Origin of the sequence: Actinopolymorpha sp. B11F2 (assembly GCF_040195635.1) — a bacterium.
Lineage (GTDB): Bacteria > Actinomycetota > Actinomycetes > Propionibacteriales > Actinopolymorphaceae > Thermasporomyces.
The window spans coordinates 405,983-422,544 of the sequence record NZ_JBEFTX010000002.1 but is presented as its reverse complement, the minus strand read 5'-3'; the positions used below and the strand labels follow the sequence as shown (position 1 = coordinate 422,544).

15 protein-coding genes are annotated in these 16,562 nt (G+C 69.1%); 5 read left to right on the top strand and 10 right to left on the bottom strand.

Annotated features, from left to right (window positions below):
* Nucleotides 1–38: 38 nt before the first annotated feature.
* Nucleotides 39–1,028, bottom strand: a complete 990-nt coding sequence (locus ABN034_RS05795) for an SDR family oxidoreductase (protein WP_349689934.1) — start codon at nucleotides 1,026–1,028, stop codon at nucleotides 39–41.
* A gap of 222 nt (nucleotides 1,029–1,250) precedes the next feature.
* On the opposite strand from ABN034_RS05795, the gene dapD reads away from it, so the two are divergent.
* The gene (dapD, locus tag ABN034_RS05790) at nucleotides 1,251–2,192 is read left to right on the top strand and encodes a 2,3,4,5-tetrahydropyridine-2,6-dicarboxylate N-succinyltransferase (protein WP_349689933.1); all 942 of its coding nucleotides are present in this window, start codon (nucleotides 1,251–1,253) and stop codon (nucleotides 2,190–2,192) included.
* Nucleotides 2,193–2,206: 14 nt separating this feature from the next.
* On the top strand, nucleotides 2,207–3,187 hold the full coding sequence (locus tag ABN034_RS05785; RefSeq protein WP_349689932.1) for a VldE C-terminal domain-containing protein: 981 nt from the start codon (nucleotides 2,207–2,209) through the stop codon (nucleotides 3,185–3,187).
* Between the two features lie 333 nt (nucleotides 3,188–3,520).
* Here the strand turns inward: ABN034_RS05785 and ABN034_RS05780 are convergent, their stop codons facing one another.
* From ABN034_RS05780 to fdxA, 3 genes are all read right to left on the bottom strand, one after another.
* Complete coding sequence (locus tag ABN034_RS05780) at nucleotides 3,521–4,810, bottom strand: citrate synthase (RefSeq protein ID WP_502878970.1); 1,290 nt, start codon at nucleotides 4,808–4,810, stop codon at nucleotides 3,521–3,523.
* A gap of 58 nt (nucleotides 4,811–4,868) precedes the next feature.
* On the bottom strand, nucleotides 4,869–5,972 hold the full coding sequence (dapC, locus tag ABN034_RS05775) for a succinyldiaminopimelate transaminase (protein ID WP_349689931.1): 1,104 nt from the start codon (nucleotides 5,970–5,972) through the stop codon (nucleotides 4,869–4,871).
* Between the two features lie 165 nt (nucleotides 5,973–6,137).
* Entirely contained in the window at nucleotides 6,138–6,464 is a 327-nt protein-coding gene (gene fdxA / locus ABN034_RS05770) for a ferredoxin (protein WP_349329882.1), read from the bottom strand.
* Between the two features lie 77 nt (nucleotides 6,465–6,541).
* Here fdxA and ABN034_RS05765 point away from each other — a divergent pair, with 77 nt between their 5' ends.
* The gene (locus ABN034_RS05765; protein WP_349689930.1) at nucleotides 6,542–6,796 is read left to right on the top strand and encodes a putative acetyltransferase; all 255 of its coding nucleotides are present in this window, start codon (nucleotides 6,542–6,544) and stop codon (nucleotides 6,794–6,796) included.
* Between the two features lie 41 nt (nucleotides 6,797–6,837).
* Entirely contained in the window at nucleotides 6,838–7,605 is a 768-nt protein-coding gene (locus ABN034_RS05760) for a GNAT family N-acetyltransferase (protein WP_349689929.1), read from the top strand.
* Between the two features lie 64 nt (nucleotides 7,606–7,669).
* Here the strand turns inward: ABN034_RS05760 and ABN034_RS05755 are convergent, their stop codons facing one another.
* The 5 genes from ABN034_RS05755 to ABN034_RS34275 all read right to left on the bottom strand — a co-directional run bounded on the left by ABN034_RS05755 (nucleotide 7,670) and on the right by ABN034_RS34275 (nucleotide 11,879).
* Nucleotides 7,670–9,490: a VanW family protein gene (locus ABN034_RS05755; RefSeq protein ID WP_349689928.1), complete on the bottom strand. Its 1,821-nt coding sequence runs from the start codon at nucleotides 9,488–9,490 to the stop codon at nucleotides 7,670–7,672.
* Nucleotides 9,491–9,742: 252 nt separating this feature from the next.
* Nucleotides 9,743–10,393 carry a flavin reductase family protein gene (locus ABN034_RS05750; RefSeq protein WP_502878968.1) on the bottom strand — a complete coding sequence of 217 codons (651 nt, stop codon included), beginning with the start codon at nucleotides 10,391–10,393 and terminating at the stop codon, nucleotides 9,743–9,745.
* Nucleotides 10,368–10,778, bottom strand: coding sequence for a DUF6113 family protein (locus ABN034_RS05745; protein WP_349689927.1), 411 nt, complete (start codon nucleotides 10,776–10,778; stop codon nucleotides 10,368–10,370). The genes ABN034_RS05750 and ABN034_RS05745 overlap by 26 nt, the downstream gene beginning before the upstream one ends.
* 39 nt (nucleotides 10,779–10,817) lie before the next feature.
* On the bottom strand, nucleotides 10,818–11,711 hold the full coding sequence (gene mshB / locus ABN034_RS05740; protein WP_349329887.1) for an N-acetyl-1-D-myo-inositol-2-amino-2-deoxy-alpha-D-glucopyranoside deacetylase: 894 nt from the start codon (nucleotides 11,709–11,711) through the stop codon (nucleotides 10,818–10,820).
* 9 nt (nucleotides 11,712–11,720) lie between these two features.
* Nucleotides 11,721–11,879 carry a pentapeptide repeat-containing protein gene (locus ABN034_RS34275; RefSeq protein ID WP_502878976.1) on the bottom strand — a complete coding sequence of 53 codons (159 nt, stop codon included), beginning with the start codon at nucleotides 11,877–11,879 and terminating at the stop codon, nucleotides 11,721–11,723.
* A gap of 35 nt (nucleotides 11,880–11,914) precedes the next feature.
* Here ABN034_RS34275 and ABN034_RS05735 point away from each other — a divergent pair, with 35 nt between their 5' ends.
* Nucleotides 11,915–14,098, top strand: a complete 2,184-nt coding sequence (locus ABN034_RS05735; RefSeq protein ID WP_349689926.1) for a S9 family peptidase — start codon at nucleotides 11,915–11,917, stop codon at nucleotides 14,096–14,098.
* Between the two features lie 255 nt (nucleotides 14,099–14,353).
* On the opposite strand, the gene ABN034_RS05730 is transcribed toward ABN034_RS05735, so the two are convergent.
* Nucleotides 14,354–16,495, bottom strand: coding sequence for a GxGYxYP domain-containing protein (locus ABN034_RS05730; RefSeq protein WP_349689925.1), 2,142 nt, complete (start codon nucleotides 16,493–16,495; stop codon nucleotides 14,354–14,356).
* Nucleotides 16,496–16,562 lie beyond the last annotated feature (67 nt).

Genomic DNA, 16,562 nt, shown 5'->3' with positions numbered 1-16,562 from the left:
AACGCTGTGGGACCGGGTGGATCCCGTTCCCCAGGTGCTCACCCAGCCGCGGCGGCGACCAGCTTGTCGAACAACGCGTTCATGTCGTCGTTCACCGTCTGACGCTCGGGGTGTGCGTCGTACCAGTCGACGATCTCCCGGGCACCGGCGGCGAACGGAATGGTCGCCACATAGTCCGGCACGAGGGCCTTGACCTTGGAGTTGTCGAAGATCACCGAGTGCGCCTTGTCGCCCAGCAGCGCACCCTCGAGGTTGGGTTCGGCCGCCACGATCGTGTCCGACGCGACGTGGACGAGGTTCGCCTCGACCCCGGCCGCGGCCGCGAGCGCGGCGTAGATCTCGTTCCACGTCGTGATCTCGTCTGTCGTGATGTGGAAGCTGTCGCCGACGGCCTTCGGGTGGCCGAGCAGGCCGACGAACGCCTTGGCGAAGTCGGTGTGGTGCGTGATCGCCCACAGTGAGGTGCCGTCGCCGTGCACCACGACGCCCTGGCCCTGACGCATCCGGTGGATGTCGGTCCAGTGCCCCATCGTCGGAATGGCTGTCCGGTCGTAGGTGTGCGAAGGGCGGACGACGGTGGCCGGGAACCCGCGCTCGCGGTACGCCGACATGAGCAGGTCCTCGCAGGCGATCTTGTTGCGGGAGTACTGCCAGTGGGGGTTGCGCAGCGGCGTGGACTCGACGATGGGCAGCCTCCCCGGCGGCGTCTGGTAGGCCGACGCCGAGCTGATGAAGACGTACTGGCCCGTCCGCCCGGAGAACAGGTCGATGTCGCCCTGCACCTGGTCGGGTGTGAAGGCCACGAAGTCGACCACGACGTCGAACTCCCGGTCTCCGAGCGCCGACCGCGCGGACTCGGGGTCACGGATGTCGCCCTGGATCACCTCGGCGCCTTCGGGCACCGCGCGGTGCGTTGTCGTGCCGCGATTGAGGATCGTGAGGTCGATCCCGGTCGCGACGGCTCTGGCGCCGCAGGCGGAGCTGATGATGCCCGTGCCACCGATGAACAAGACCTTGAGCGACGTCATGTGCTGGTTGCTCCCCTGGTGAGAAAGCCGGCAGGCAAACGGTCGGAAACCGCAGTCCGCACGACATCTTGCCACTGCCCGGCAGGCCCGGCGGGCGACGATTCACACCCTGGACGACCCAACCCGGCCGGAAACTTTCGCTCCGGCGCATCCCCGGCCACCGTGGGCGAACTTTGCGGACCCGCGCGCAGGCCGAGCCCGCGCTCTGGCAGGCTGAACGCCATGACCGACACACCTGGTGCCTGGGGCTTCGGAGTCGCCACCTCGACGTACGCCGGCAGGATCCTCGACACCTGGTACCCGACGCCCGCGCTGGGACCACCGGGACCCGAGGACGACCAACCTCCGGCCGAGCTCGTCGCGCTCGAAGGGGACGACGAACTGCGGAGAGTACGCACCACTGTCGTACGTACCGTCCTCGCCTCGCTCGACCACCCACCGGCCGACGCGCCGGACGCCTACCTGCGACTGCACCTGCTCTCGCACCGGCTGGTCCGCCCGCGCGATGCCAACGTCGAGGGGATCTTCGGTGTCATCGCCAACGTCGTCTGGACCAGCGAGGGCCCTTGTGACATCGACGCCTTCGAGCAGACCCGCCGGCGGCTGCGGGCGGCTGGCCGGGCGGTGACCGTCTACGGGATCGACAAGTTCCCTCGAATGGTCGACTACGTCGTACCGGCCGGGGTACGGATCGCCGACGCCGACCGGGTACGGCTCGGGGCACATCTCGCCGAGGGCACGACGGTCATGCATGAAGGCTTCGTCAACTTCAACGCCGGCACGCTCGGCTCCTCCATGGTGGAGGGCCGGATCTCGGCCGGCGTGATCGTCGAGGACGGCTCCGACATCGGTGGCGGCGCCTCGATCATGGGCACCCTCTCGGGCGGGAACACCCAGGTCGTCTCGATCGGCAAGCGCTGCCTGGTCGGTGCCAACGCCGGCATCATGATCTCGCTCGGCGACGACTGCGTGGTCGAGGCGGGCTGCTACATCACGGCTGGCTCGAAGATCCGGCTCCCCGACGGCGAGATCGTCAAGGCGCTCGAGCTGTCTGGCATGCCCGGCCTGCTGTTCCGCCGCAACAGCCTCTCCGGCGCCCTGGAGGCACTCCCCCGCGGTGGAACCGGCGTCGAGCTCAACACCGCCCTCCACGCCAACGACTGACTCCGGGACGACTGATGCGCGGGGGCAAGGTTGTCCGAGTCTGCCTCGGACTCGCGGCGGCCGGCGCTGTGGTGGTCATCGGCGCCAAGATCGCGTCGGAGAAGCTGTTCGAGCAGCCGCTCGTCGACGGCTGCTCTGCCCGCGTGCTGGACAGGACCACCCGGCTCAGCATCGAGGAGGCCGAGAACGCCGCCCTGATCTCGGCCCTGTCAGTCCAGCGTGGGATGCCGGCACGGGCCGCGACCATCGCCCTGGCGACGGCGTTCCAGGAGTCCGGCCTACGCAACATCGACTACGGCGATCGCGACTCGGTAGGCCTCTTCCAGCAACGGCCGAGCCAGGGCTGGGGGACGCCCGAGGAGATCCTCGACCCCTACTACGCGACGTCGCGCTTCTACACCGCGTTGGCGAAGATCGACGGCTATGACGCGATGGAGATCGCCGACGCGGCGCAACTGGTCCAGAACTCCGCGGACGGTGGCGCCTACGCCCAGCACGAGCCGGGCGCGCGGGCCCTCGCGTCGTCGCTGACCGGCGAGACGCCGGCCGCATTCTTCTGCGAGCTGCGGGAGGCACCCACCACCGCCGACCCGGACGCCCTCCGCAGCGAGTTGGCGAAGGCGTTCGGTACCAGCCCGGACGGCGCGCGGGCCGGAGGCGTCGCCAGCCGGTCCCGCACGACGGCCGACGGGGCCGGTCCAGCCGAGGTGCGCACGGATGGTCGGGGTAGGAATCCCGGCGACGGCGCTGGCGGCGACGGCGCTGGCTCTGGCGGCGACGAGGAAGGAACCGTCGACATCCCCCTCGGTGACACGGCACCGTCGTACGGATGGTCGGTCGCCCAGTGGGCGGTGGCGTACTCCCAGCGGTTCGGGATCGTGTCGGTGTCCTACGGCGAGCGCACCTGGTCGGCAGCGGAATCGACCAAGGGGTGGCGACAGGCCGATCAGTCGGCTCCCGCAGGTCGGATCCGCATCGTGCTCGCCACCGGGTGACAGCCTCGTCCGTGGACTTCCACGTCCCGGGGGTCCCAGGCCCTCGCCGGCCCTCCCCCGCGAACCTCGCCGGCCCTCCCCCGCGAACCTCGCCGCAAATGACCACGCTACCCATGCCTGTGTTCGCCGCCGAGGCACCGACACCTGTCCCGGATTCCGAACGCATGGGCAGCGTGGTCATTTGGCGAATTTGCCGAATTTGCCGAAGGTCGGCGGGGGCACGACCTCAGGCGGAGCCCAGCACTGCCCGGCCCCTACCCTGCATGGGCAGCGTGGTCATCAACCCGAGGTCGGCGGACGCACCACCCCAGCCGAGGCACAGCGCGTGGATGCTCAGCGCTGGTCGATCGGAACGAACGAGCGCTCGGGCTCGCCGATGTAGACCTGGCGCGGGCGACCGATCTTGGTCGCCGGATCGCTGACCATCTCCCGCCACTGGGCGATCCAGCCGGGCAACCGGCCGATGGCGAACAGCACCGTGAACATCGTGGTCGGAAAGCCCATGGCGCGGTAGATCAGGCCGGTGTAGAAGTCGACATTGGGGTAGAGCTTTCGCTCGACGAAGTAGTCGTCGTGCAACGCGACTTCCTCGAGTTCCTTGGCGATGTCGAGAAGTTGGTCGGACTTGCCGAGCCGAGCGAGCACATCGTCTGCGGTCTTCTTGATGATTGCGGCCCGCGGGTCGTAGTTTTTGTAGACCCTGTGCCCGAATCCCATCAACCGGACGCCGCGCTCCTTGTTCTTCACGCGGTCGACAAAGTGGCCGACGTCGCCACCCTCGGCCGCGATGGATTCCAGCATCTGGAGCACAGCGGCGTTCGCGCCGCCGTGCAGAGGGCCGGAAAGTGCATTGATGCCGGCGGAAACCGAGGCGAAAAGATTGGCCTGGCTCGACCCGACCAGTCGGACCGTTGATGTGGAGCAGTTCTGTTCATGGTCGGCATGCAGGATGAACAACAGGTCCAACGCTTCGGCCACCGCAGAGTCCGGGTGGTACGGCTCGGCCGGGAGACCGAAGGTCATACGGAGGAAGTTCTCGATGTATCCGAGCGAGTTGTCGGGGTACAGAAACGGCTGGCCCATCGTCTTCTTGAAGGCGTACGCAGCGATCGTAGGCAGCTTGGCCATCAACCGGACCGTGGAGATCTCGACCTGCTCCGGGTCAAACGGCGCGAGGCTTTCCTGATAGAACGTCGACAGCGCGTTGACCGCCGACGACAGCACCGGCATCGGATGGGCATCGCGAGGAAATCCGTCGAAGAACCGCTTGAGATCCTCGTCGAGAAGAGTGTGCCGGCGTACTTTGTCGGCGAAATCCTCGTACTGTGCCTGAGTGGGCAGGATGCCGTAAATCAGGAGGTACGACACTTCGAGAAAGTTGCTCTTCTCCGCAAGCTCGGAAATGGGATATCCCCGGTAACGCAGAACGCCGGCGTCACCGTCGATGTAGGTGATCGCCGACGTACACGCACCGGTGTTGACATAGCCCGGATCGAGCGTCACGTGACCGGTGGTTCGCAGGAGCGAGGAGATGTCAATTCCGGACGAACCCTCGGTCGCTTTGACCACGGGCAACTCCACCTGGTCGTCGCCGTGCCCCAGCGTGAAATGTACGTCGCTCACCCTCGTCCTCCGTCCAGCCCATGTTGCGGGTTCGGCAATTCGTCAAAGGCATCGAAGGTCACGCCGGATCTCGCGTGGCCTCCAACCGAGTCGCGGCAGCGGCGACCCGTTCGTCCGTCGCGGTGAACGCTACCCGGACATGCCGGACACTCGCGGCACCATAGAAGTCACCTGGTGTTACCAGGATGCCTCTGTCCGCACACCAACGCACGGTGTCCCAGCAGGGTTCGTCGCGGGTGGCCCAGAGGTACAGCGAGCCCTCGGAGTGGTCGATCCGGAATCTCGCCGCCTCGAACGCCCGGCGGAGGACCTCCCGTCGAGCCGCGTAGCGCTCCCGCTGGGCGTCGACATGGGCGTCGTCGTCCAGGGCCGCGACCATCGCCTGTTGGACAGGGCGCGGGACCATCATGCCGGCGTGCTTGCGTACGCCGAGAAGCCGATCGATGAGCACGGGATCGCCGACGACGAAGCCGGCTCGGTAGCCCGCGAGGTTGGACCTTTTGGACAGTGACTGGACGGCGAGCAGCCCCTGGTGGCTGCCGCCGCACACGTCCGGGTGCAGGACCGAGACCGGTCGGGCGTCCCAGCCGAACTCGAGGTAGCACTCGTCGGACACCACGGTGACACCGCGTTCGCGCGCCCAGGCGACGACCTTCGCGAGGTGCTCGACCGGCAGGATCCGGCCCGTCGGGTTGGACGGTGAGTTCAACCACACGAGGGCAGGCGTCTCCGGCCCCAGCGCCATGGTCGAGTCCGCCGGTACGACGGTGCAGCCGGCGAGCTGTCCGCCGACGGCGTACGTCGGATAGGCCGTCTCCGGCACCACCACGACGTCGCCCTGGCCGAGTCCGAGGGTGCTCGGCAGCCAGGCGACGAACTCCTTCGAGCCGATCGTCGGAAGGACGGCGGCAGCTTCGAGCCCGGTGATCCCGAAGCGCCGGTCGAGGTAGCCGACCGCGGCCTCCCGCAGCGCAGGGATGCCGTGTGTCGTGGGGTACCCGGGGGCGTCGGCGGCGGCGCAGAGTGCCTCGCGGACGACCTCCGGGGTGGGGTCGACCGGGGTCCCGACCGACAGATCGACGATCCCGTCCGGATGGGCGGCCGCGCGTTGCTTGTCAGGGTCCAGTCTGTCCCAGGGAAAGTCCGGCAGCGGGCCTCGCACGATGTTCCTCTCGCCTCAGCCTTCGGTGATCATGTCGGTGATCATGTGCACGACCATGACCGCCGACCTGGCCGTGATCATGTCGGTGATCATGAACGCCTTGAGGTGTCGTGCGTCCCGTTCGGCTTCATGATCACCGACATGATCACGAGGAGGTGGCCTCGGTCACTCCTCGGTGATCTGCGGTGGCAGGGCCGCGATGAGCGGGTGGTCCTTCTCGATGACCCCGGTCTTGGCGGCACCCCCCGGCGAGCCGAGGTCGTCGAAGAAGTCGACGTTCGCGGCGTAGTAGTCCTTCCACTGGTCCGGAACGTCGTCCTCGTAGAAGATCGCCTCCACGGGACAGACCGGCTCGCACGCACCGCAGTCGACACATTCGTCGGGGTGGATGTAGAGCATGCGCGAGCCCTCGTAGATGCAGTCGACGGGGCACTCGTCCACACAGGCCCTGTCCTTGAGGTCCACACACGGCTGCGCGATGACGTAGGTCACCGGTTCCTCCTCGTCTCGAGCTGACCCTCCTAGTATCGCCAGGACGGTTCAACACCCGGTTCGAAGGGGTCCATTCCATGGCACTGTCGCCGGCTGACATCGGTCGGCGCGTCGTCGTACGCCGGCGGCTGGCGGCTGAGAGCGCGGCGAGCGGGCGGCCGATCTACGGTGACGTCCTCGGCGTCCTGGAGTCCTGGACGAATGGGATAATCCTCATCCGACGCTCGACTGGCGAGGTGATCGAGATCGCTGACCAGGACGTGGTCGCGGGCAAACCGGTCCCACCCGCCCCTCCGCGGCGTACGAGGCGACAGCCGGGGCCCGACGCGTGATTCCCGTCACCCAGCCAGAAAGCGGGACGTCCCTGGCCCTGGTGTCCGCACACGGCTGGCCGGCACTGGTCACCGAACGCCTCGGTGAGTGGCTGCTCCAAGCCGCTGACGGGTTCACCGGGCGCGCCAACTCGGTCGTACCGCATGGTGATCCGGGGCTGCCGCTCGACGATGCACTGGCGTTCGTCGAGCGGTTCTACGCCCGAGCCGGCCTCCCCGCCCGGATCCAGGTGGCAGTCGGCTCCGGCATGGAAGACCTGCTCCGCGGCCGTGGCTGGGCCGTCGTGACAAGCGGCAAGGAGGCGTACGCGACCTCGGAAGTGCAGGTCGCCCGGCTCGACGAGATGATGGCGCGACTCTCCGGCATCTCAGCCGCCGACAGCTCGGCCGCCGACGTCGAACTCGGAAGGACCCTCGACGAGAGTTGGCTCGGGTTGTACGGCAGGACGACCACGCTTGAGGCCGCGCGGCACGTACTGGCGAGCCCGGAGAACGTCGCCCTCGCCCGGGTCGCGCGACCGCCCGATGCCGTGACCGCTGACCGCCTGCCGGAGCTGGCCGGCATCGGTCGCGGTGTCGTCACCGGTCCCTGGCTCGGAGTGTCGGCCGTGGAGGTCGCGCCGCCGTGTCGCCGGCGCGGGATGGCCCGAGCCATCATGGCGCGCATCGGCCGCTGGGGTCGCGACCTCGGCGCGAGCTGGGTCTATCTGCAGGTCGGTTCGTCCAACACGGCTGCCAAGGCGTTGTACGAACGACTCGGCTTCGGCGTCGACCACCACTACCGCTACTACTCACCTACGGGCGGCTGATGGCCGGCCCGCGAACCACCGCCAGCTGAGGGACCCTCCTCGGCTGAGGACCCTCCTTGGCGGTTCAGTCCTGGGTTTCGTCTGTCGCGGTCGCCGGCGGATCGGGCGCGGCCTCCGGCGGCGGCGTCTCCTCGGGCTCGGGCCCACAGATGATCTGGTCCTCGGCGTTGTACTTCACGTGGTCGAGTTCGGACGCGACCAGCTCGTCGCCGCGGTAGATCCACCGGCGTACGTCGACCTCGAACCCGTCGACCCCGGTCTCCTGCGGCACGCAGCCCGGCTTGGGGTCGTGGATCACTTTGCCCTGCTTGATGTTGTACCGGTCGGACGTCTCCGACTTCACCGTCCAGTACTTCGTGCTCCAGAGCCGCACCGTCACGCCGCCGTAGCTGCTGGGACTGCTGAGGTTGCGCCAGGCCTGGACGTAGACGCCGTAGGGCGTGTTGTTGCCCCACTTGAGGTCGAGCGAGCCCCAGTAGACCGTCGCCTCACGGCCGACCGGGTAACGGCTGATGTAGAAGCCGTGCGGGCGATGCTCGACATCCTCCATGCCGGCGAAGAACGCCGCGTTGTATGTCGTGGTCGCCACCTGGGAGACGCCGCCCCCGAGTTCCTCACGGAGCCGGCCGCCCTTGATGACGAGGCCCTTGGCGAATCCGTTGGCTTCGGTGCGTTCACCGACGATGCCGTTGAGGCTGAAGGTCTCACCAGGCTTGATCAACGTACCGTTGATCAGCTCGGCCGCGCGGCCGATGTTGATGTTGCGGTAGTCGGCGTGCGGGTACTGCGTCGAGAACTCGCCGACGACCTCCTTCACGCCCAGCTTCTCCGCCATCGCCGTGGTGAGCTTCGGTTGCGCCGTCACGGTCTCGACCCGCGCCAGGCGCTGGTCGGCCGACTTCGGCAACGCACGCACCACGGCAGCCGCGAGCTTGTCCGGCGGAACTGTGTGGCCGATCTTGCCCGGTCGGATCGTCGGCTGGCCGCCGGAGATCACGATCGTGGCGTCCTTGGGCTTCACCTGAACCTCGGTGAGCTTGCCGCCGAGCGCCTTGGTGAGCGCCTTGCCGTCCAGCTTGGGCGTCAGCTTCCCGCCCTCACCGGCGACCATCTGCAGCGACGTCCCGATCTCTGCCGGTGTCGCCTCGAACGACTCGTCGCCGACCTGCACGGTCACCGGAGCGGCCATCGCGGGGTTGGCGAAGTCGCGCATCGCCCGCTTGACCTCGCCCGCGCTCACCCTCGGCGTGACGTCGGCGGTCTGCAGGTCGATCGGTCCGGAGGTGAGGAGGAACTCCCGCTGGAGCGTGTCGGCCGCCCTGGGCTGGTCCAGCTCATGGCCCGACGCTGGTTCGCTGGCCTTCGGCGTACCTCCGGCGAACGTGATGCGGCCTTCCTTCGCCGGCGTGTCGACCTTGCGCGCGAGAGCCGCCATCGACTTGTCGAGCCGTTCGTGGTCGACGGTCAGGACGGGCGCGGCCTCCTCACCGCCGACGAGCGCGTCCACGACCCGGACCGGGTTGAACGTCCTGGCGAGGTAGGCCGCGTCGGCCGTCGCGGAGACGTCGAGGGCGAGCCCGAGGTCGGCGGGTTTCAGGGAGTACGACTTGCCCGCGGCGGTGACCTTGATCGGCTGGTCGGCCCGAGGGAGGAGCTGGTCGCGCAACCTTGCCTCGGCGGCGGCACGGGTGAGCCCACCGAGCGGGACACCGGCGATGGTCGTGCCTCGTGGAACCCGGTCACCAAGGCTGAAGACCATCATGGTGTAGAGCCCGAGGACCACGATCAGGACGCCGCCGACGGCGAGCGCGATGATCCGGCCCCTACGCCGTTCAGGCGGAGGTGGTATGGCAAATGCCTGTCCCGTTCCCCCCGGCTCGTACACGGTGCCTCCGCTTCCATCGCTCGCGATACCGCCGCCCAGATCGAGGACACAGACTAGGCGCCGGCGCTGACAGTCCGCCAAGAGTAAAGGGTTCGGCAAGGAGCGAGCCCTATAGGTGTCGGGCTGATATGGATCCGCAACCGCTGCCGCTACCCGTTCATACCGCAGTGCTTACGGACAGCTTCGGTCAGGCCGGAGGGTTTCCGCTGGTTGCGGCGTACACGCCAGATCCTGCGGTGCATGTCCAGGATGTCACTCGGGGTCCGCCGGCTCCGTGACGGTGCGGTAGCCGCCCGCGAAGTAGACGAGTGGAGCCGGTGACGGCGACCGACCACCCCAGGCCGCCGGGTCAGCGGGAAGGTCGGCCAGGCCGTTGACCGGCTCGGCCGCGACGACCTCGCCCACGACGATGGAGTGGTCCCCGCCGTCATGGACCGCCCACGTGCGGCACTCCAGCGTGGCGATCGCGTCGGCGAGCAACGCGGCGTCGGTGATGCCGCGTCGGATGGCGATGCCCGCGAGCTGGCCGTCAAGCGCACGCCCACGCATGGCAAGCCAGGTGGCCACGTCGTGTGCATCGGCCGGGAGGACGGAGACAGCCCACCGGCCGCTCGCGAGCACCGCCTCGTGGAATCGCGCCACCCGCTCCACACAGACGAGGACCAGCGGGGGCCGCAGCGAGACCGACGTGAACGCGCTCGCGGTCATCGCATGGTCGACCCCGTCGACCTGGGTGGTCACGATGGTCACGCCGCTGGCGAACCGTGCGAGCGCGCGGCGGTAGGTCACGTCATCGACCGGTTGCCAGGTCGCGGACGAGGATGCGTCGAGGGCATCCGCACAGTCGGGCGATGCCGAGTCCTGCAGCGGCCCTGGTTCACCGAGTCCTTCGAGCACGTCCATCGACCATACCCGTCGTACGGAACTCCTCGTGGTGGTCACGCGCCCGCCCCACGTTCCACGCCGCGGCCACCACACCGAGGCAGATGTATCCGAGACCGAAACCATCGGCGGCGAACACGATGTCGCCTTCCGGACGCGGCCACAACGCGATGACGACCGGTACGCCCCAGCCGAGCGCCGCCGCGGTCGCGCCGGCGAGTCCACACAACTTCCGGGCCTGCCAGAACAGCAGGGTCGCCGCGGCGACCGCGAGCACCAGACCGTAAGGGAGCGGCACACCGAGCACGCGGGCGTCCATCCGGGAGACCACGGCCCCGCAGACGCCAGTGACGGCGCCGAGGACGCCGAGCCCGACCGTCCCGAGCGAGCGTACGTAGTCGGACACGACGGCGGGGCTATGACCTGTGTGCGTGCGTCCGGTGGGTCATGCCACCCCGGCGAACAGATCGGTCTCCGCGCCAGTTTCGGGGTCGACCTGACCCGGGGTGCCGCGGACCAGGCGGTAGCACTCGAGGCCCCAGATCTGGTTGCCGAGATTGTTGGACAGGGCGAAGAACGGGCCGTCGACCGCGATCTGCGTGGCGTGGGCGCGCATCGCCGCCATCTTCTGCTCGACGTACGCCGTGCCGTCGATGCGTGCGCTGATCAGGTCGTCGGAAACGAACGACGGTGGCAACTCCCCTTCGGGGTCCATGCCCTCGAACGACGTCGCGTCGCCACTCGCCCGGAGCCGGCGCAGACCCTCGCGGAACAACGACTCCGGCATCGCCGTCCAGTAGACCTTCGGCACGTCCCACGCCTCGCCGAGGTCGGGGCGGTAGGACGGCGCACCGGCGAGCGCGTGGGCGTAGGTCGCGACCCGGTGGGCCTGGATGTGGTCGGGGTGTCCGTAGCCACCGAACTGGTCGTAGGTCACCAGCACCTGCGGGCGTACCTCACGGATGATCGGCACCAGGTGGTCGGCGGCCTCACGCAGGTCTGCCCGCCAGAAGCAGTCGGGGCGTTCGTTGGCGGGAGTGCCGACCATGCCGGAGTCGCGGTAGCGGCCAGCGCCACCGAGCCAGCGGTAGTCGGTGACGCCGAGGGCGCCCATGGCGTCGGCCATCTCCTTCTCGCGGTGCTCACCCAGGCCGTCGTCCTGGTCGGCGGCGAGATGGGCAAGCTCGGGGACGAGGACCTCGCCCTCCTCCCCGCGGGTGCAGGTGACGAGGGTGACCCGGGCGTCTTCAGCGACGTATCTGGCCATCGTCGCGCCGTTCCCGATCGTCTCGTCGTCGGGATGGGCGTGGACGAGCAGCACTCTGCGATCAGCAGCCATGAGCCAACCCTACGGACTCCCACCCACAGGTCTCAGCGGGACAGGCCGGATCCGGGGCGGACGGCAGCATCGGGACAGGCAGCATCGGGACAGGCGGCATCGGGACAGGCGGCATCGGGACAGGCGGCATCGGGACAGGCGGCATCGGGGCAGGCGGCATCGGGGCAGGCGGCATCGCCGCGGGCATGCCAGGATCGTCTCCCGTGAGCAGATCCCACCCGGACACCGGGCAGCAGCCCCCCGCCGAAGTCTCGTACCCGCGCCTGTCCGCGCGCACGCTGCGGTTCACGCTGGGCGCACCGCGTACGTTCTCGCTCGCCCCTGACGGCAGTCGGGTCGTCTTCCTCCGCGCCCCTTCGGGGACGGACCGTGGCACCGAGCTGTGGAGCTACGACGTCGCCGACCGCACCGAACGTCGGATCGCCGACCCGACGGCGTTGCTCAGCGCGGACGCCGAGAACCTCTCCCCGGCCGAGCGCGCCCGCCGGGAACGCACCCGGGAGGCTGCGGGGGGCATCGTCGGCTACGCCTGCGACGCCGAGCACCGCGTCGCGGCGTTCGCGCTGTCGTCGCGGCTGTTCCTTGCCGACCTGGCGAGCGGCAAGGTGCGGGAGCTTCCGGCGGAAGCGCCGGTGGTCGACCCCCGGCCGGACCCGACCGGGAGACGTGTCGCATACGCCGCCAACCGGGGCCTGCGGCTGGTCGATCTCGACGGCGACCACGACCGTGCGCTCGTACCCGCCGAGCCGAGCGACACGGTGGCGTGGGGCGTCGCGGAGTTCATCGCCGCCGAGGAGTTGGGCCGCACCCGTGGTTTCTGGTGGGCACCGGACGGCTCCACGCTGCTGGTCGAGAGGTACGACGAGGCGCCGGTACCGGTCTGGCACATCGCCAACCCCGCCCGTCCCGACCAGGCGCCGAACCCGGTCCGCTACCCGGCGGCGGGTACGCAGAACGCCGAGGTCACCCTGTGGCTGGTCGACCTCGACGGGGCCCGGCAGGAGGTGGCATGGGACCGCGCGGCGTTCCCGTACCTCGCGGACGTCAGCTGGACGTCGTACGGTCGACCGCTCCTGCATGTCCTCACTCGCGACCAGCGGACGGCGCACGTGCTCGCAGTCGACCTGGCCAGCGGGGCGACCTCGCTCGTCCGCGAGACCACCGATCCGGCGTGGATCGACCTCATCCCCGGGACACCCGCCTGGCTGCCCGACGGCCGCCTGGTCACCACGGTGGACGACGGGGACACCAGGCGGTTGGCCTACGACGGCATTCCGGTGACGCCGGAAGGTCTGCAGGTGGGTGGCGTTCTCGACGTCGGTGAGGACGGCGTCCTGGTGTCGGCGACGTCCGAACCGATGGAGCAGCATGTCGCGTGGGTCGGCCTCGACGGGCGGGTCACCACGCTCACCACCGACCCTGGCGTGCACACGGGACGGACCGCCGGCGGCCTCACGCTGGTGGCCTCACAGGGTCTGGACCATGACGGCGTCCTCGTGCGGGTCCTCCGTGGCGACGAGGCGGTCGGCGGCAAGAAGAACGGCGGCGAGGAGGTCGGCCGGATCGGTTCGCGGCAGGAACGACCGCCGTTCACCCCGGCGGTCACGCTCCTCGCGTTGGGGCCACGGCAGCTGCGGACCGCCGTACTGTTTCCCCGCGACCACGTACCCGGGTCGGCGTGCCTGCCGCTGCTGCTCGATCCGTACGGCGGGCCGCACGCGCTCCGGGTCAGGTCTGCCCGCGCGGCGTTCCTCGCCAGCCAGTGGCTCGCCGACCAGGGGTTCTGCGTCGTCGTGGCCGACGGGCGGGGCACCCCCGGGCGCGGCCCCGCGTGGGAACGCCTGGTACTGAACGACTTCGCCAGCACCCTCGACGACCAGGTGGAGGTCGTCTCCGAGGTGGCGAAGCGCTATCCGTCCGACGTCGATCCCGGGCGGGTCGCGATCCGGGGATGGTCGTACGGCGGCTACCTGTCGGCGCTTGCGGTGATCGCGCGGCCGGACGTCTTCCACGCGGGGGTCGCGGGTGCGCCGGTGACGGAGTGGAGGTTGTACGACACCTGCTACACGGAGCGCTATCTGGGCCACCCTGACGAGCAGCCCGAGGTGTACGACCGCAACGGCCTCCTCGACGCGGCGGCGTCCCTGCGTCGGCCCCTGCTGCTGATCCACGGGCTCGCCGACGACAACGTCGTCGCGGCGCACACGCTGCGGCTGTCGTCGGCGCTGCTCGCGGCGGGACGCCCGCACACCGTGCTGCCGTTGACCGGCGTCACGCACATGACGCCGCAGGAGGTCGTGGCCGAGAACCTCCTGCTGCTCGAGCTCGCGTTCCTGCGCGACGCCCTCGCCAATGTGGGACAGGCCGCTGGGCCTGTCGCCGTGTAGTGGCGACGGAGATACTCGCCTGGCTGACCGGGCCGGTGGACACCGGGTAAGGCGTCGACGCCCTGCACGGCGGGGTTCGCCTGGCTGACCAGGCCACCCACCTGCCGGAGCAGGGCTCCAACGCCGCCCACGGGCTCGAACGCGCGTCAGGGCGAGAGCGCGCGTCAGGGCGAGAGCGCGCGCCGGGGCGAGGTCGAACGCGCGTCAGGGCGAGAGGGCCGGGCGACGGCGCGCCGGGGCGAGGTCGAACGCAGGTCAGGGCGAGGGCGGGGCGGGTGACGGCGTCGATGTCCCCGGCGCCGTCGGGAGCCTCCGCTCCGAGGCGATGGCGTTCTGGTCGTACGCCTCGCGCACCAGGGAGAAGTACTCGTCGCCCCGCACCGCCACGAACTCCTCGCCCAGCTGGTCCATGATCCATGCCACGTCACTCGGCGTCTGGTCCCACGCCGCGACCGCCACCGCGATGAACAGCGGCTTCGACCCGTCGAAAGCCTCGGCGTTGACACGGATCCGCCGTAGCACCTCGGCCCGGTCGGTGTGAGCGATCTGGCTCGACACCGGCAGCCGGCCGTCTGCCATGATCGTCGTCTCGCTCTGCTCGGCCCACATCGCGAAGACGATGCCGTCGAGTCCCAACGTGTCGGCGTACGCATTGGCCGACGCCTGCTCCAGCGCCGGGATGTCGTCGAGGGCGTAGATCATGTGGAGACCGAGCGCGTCGAAGTACGCCTTGTTCTGCCCGAGGAACTCCGGCAGGTGGTCCTGCGGCCAGAACGACGGGTAGAAGTAGCCCGCCCCGGACGGCCCGGCGACGAGCAGGTCGTTCGGTGTCGCCGTACTCAGGTAGTGGCTCACGATCAGCGGGGCCACGTCGACCAGCAGCGGGCTCACCGACCAGTTCATCGGCACACTGCCACGGCCTGCGTCCTCCCACAGCACGCGCATCCGGTGCTGGCAGTACTGCACGTTGTCGCCTTCGGCGAAGGTGAATGTCAGGTAGACCTTGTTCCCCAGCGCCGGCGCCTCCGCCGCGACCTGCGGCTCCACCGGCGCCCGGAACCCGCCGTGGACGGTGGAGTTCTCCAGGAAGTCCGCGGCGAGGACGTACACACCTTCGGCCGATGCCAGCTTCACGCCGGCGAACTCCCCGCTGAACCAGCCGAGGTACGGCGTCCCCCGTTCGCAGGAGGAGAAGATCCGGCTCATCAGCTCGGCCTCCTCCGGGCTGTCGTTGGAGCCGAGCCAGAACGGCATCGCCTTCAGTGCGACGGCATAGTCGCGCAGCTGCTGCGACGCCGGGATGCGGTCGTCGGATGACACGGCCGGCGCCGTCGTGGATGCCGACACGAGGAACTGGTTGAACATGTCCAGCGCGACCGAGATGGTCTGCGCGCCGGCCGGGACGGTGAGTTCGTAGATGAAGTACGTGGTGCCGTCCGCGAACCGGTGCGAGTCCCCGTCGTCGGTCTGCGGCTTGAACCCCGCACCGCCGCGGTCGAAGAGGGACGTCCGCTCGGTCTCGTCACCGGCGACGAAGTTCGCGACCGGCTCGCCGTCGGCGGTCAGGGTCAGCTCGTGGAGCGCGCCACCCCATCCGTCGGACGGTTGCGAATCCTGGAACCGCAGATAGAGCTTGTCGCCCCCGGCGAAGTTGCTGAGGTCGAACTCGTACACCTGCCGGTTGGAGCCGTCGCGGATCGGGCGGTCCTCCCGGGCGACCTCGGCGAAGTCCTTCCAGTTGTCCGGCGGGATCGGCGCGGCCTGGCCAGGATTGATGCCGAGCACGACGCGATGGGAGGTCTGCGGCCAGAGATTGTCGAACTGCCAGGCCGTCGCCTCGATATTGGACGAGAACCGCCCGCGCAGGTCGTCGACAACGCGCATCTCGAACGGTTCGGCGGCCAGTTTCTCCGCGAGTTCCGGGCTCGCGATCACGGCGTCTTTCAGACCGGCGAGTGTGGTCGCGACATTGATGCTCTCGACGACCGCCGGATCATAGATGACGACGCCCTTTGCCCGGTCGAGATGTGTCCTGATGACTTTCCACGGATCGGTGAACTCGCGGTATGGCACCTTCGAGTCATCGAGCCAGGTCTTGCGCCCTTCGCCGGCCTCGCCTTTGATGATGTAGATCTCTGGCCGTTTCCGGTTGACCAGACCCTGCAACGTGGTGACGAGAAGCTGGACGTCGGTGGGGGTGTCGCCGGCCATGAAGAGCGCGTCAAGGCGTTCGGGCCCCGCGAACGTGGGAAGTTCCTGCCCGGCCGGCCAGGAGATTCCGTCGGATCCGGCCGCCCACGCGGTGCCGCGTGGGGACAGAACACCTCCGGCAACGGCGAGAACCGGGACCGTACCGAGCAACCCTCGGCGTGATATTCGCGGGACAGATGCAGTCATCTAAAGAACTCCTCGAAGTGGAGCTGCCACATGTCGGGTGGATTCACCATTGCTGCCCCGCGACCAA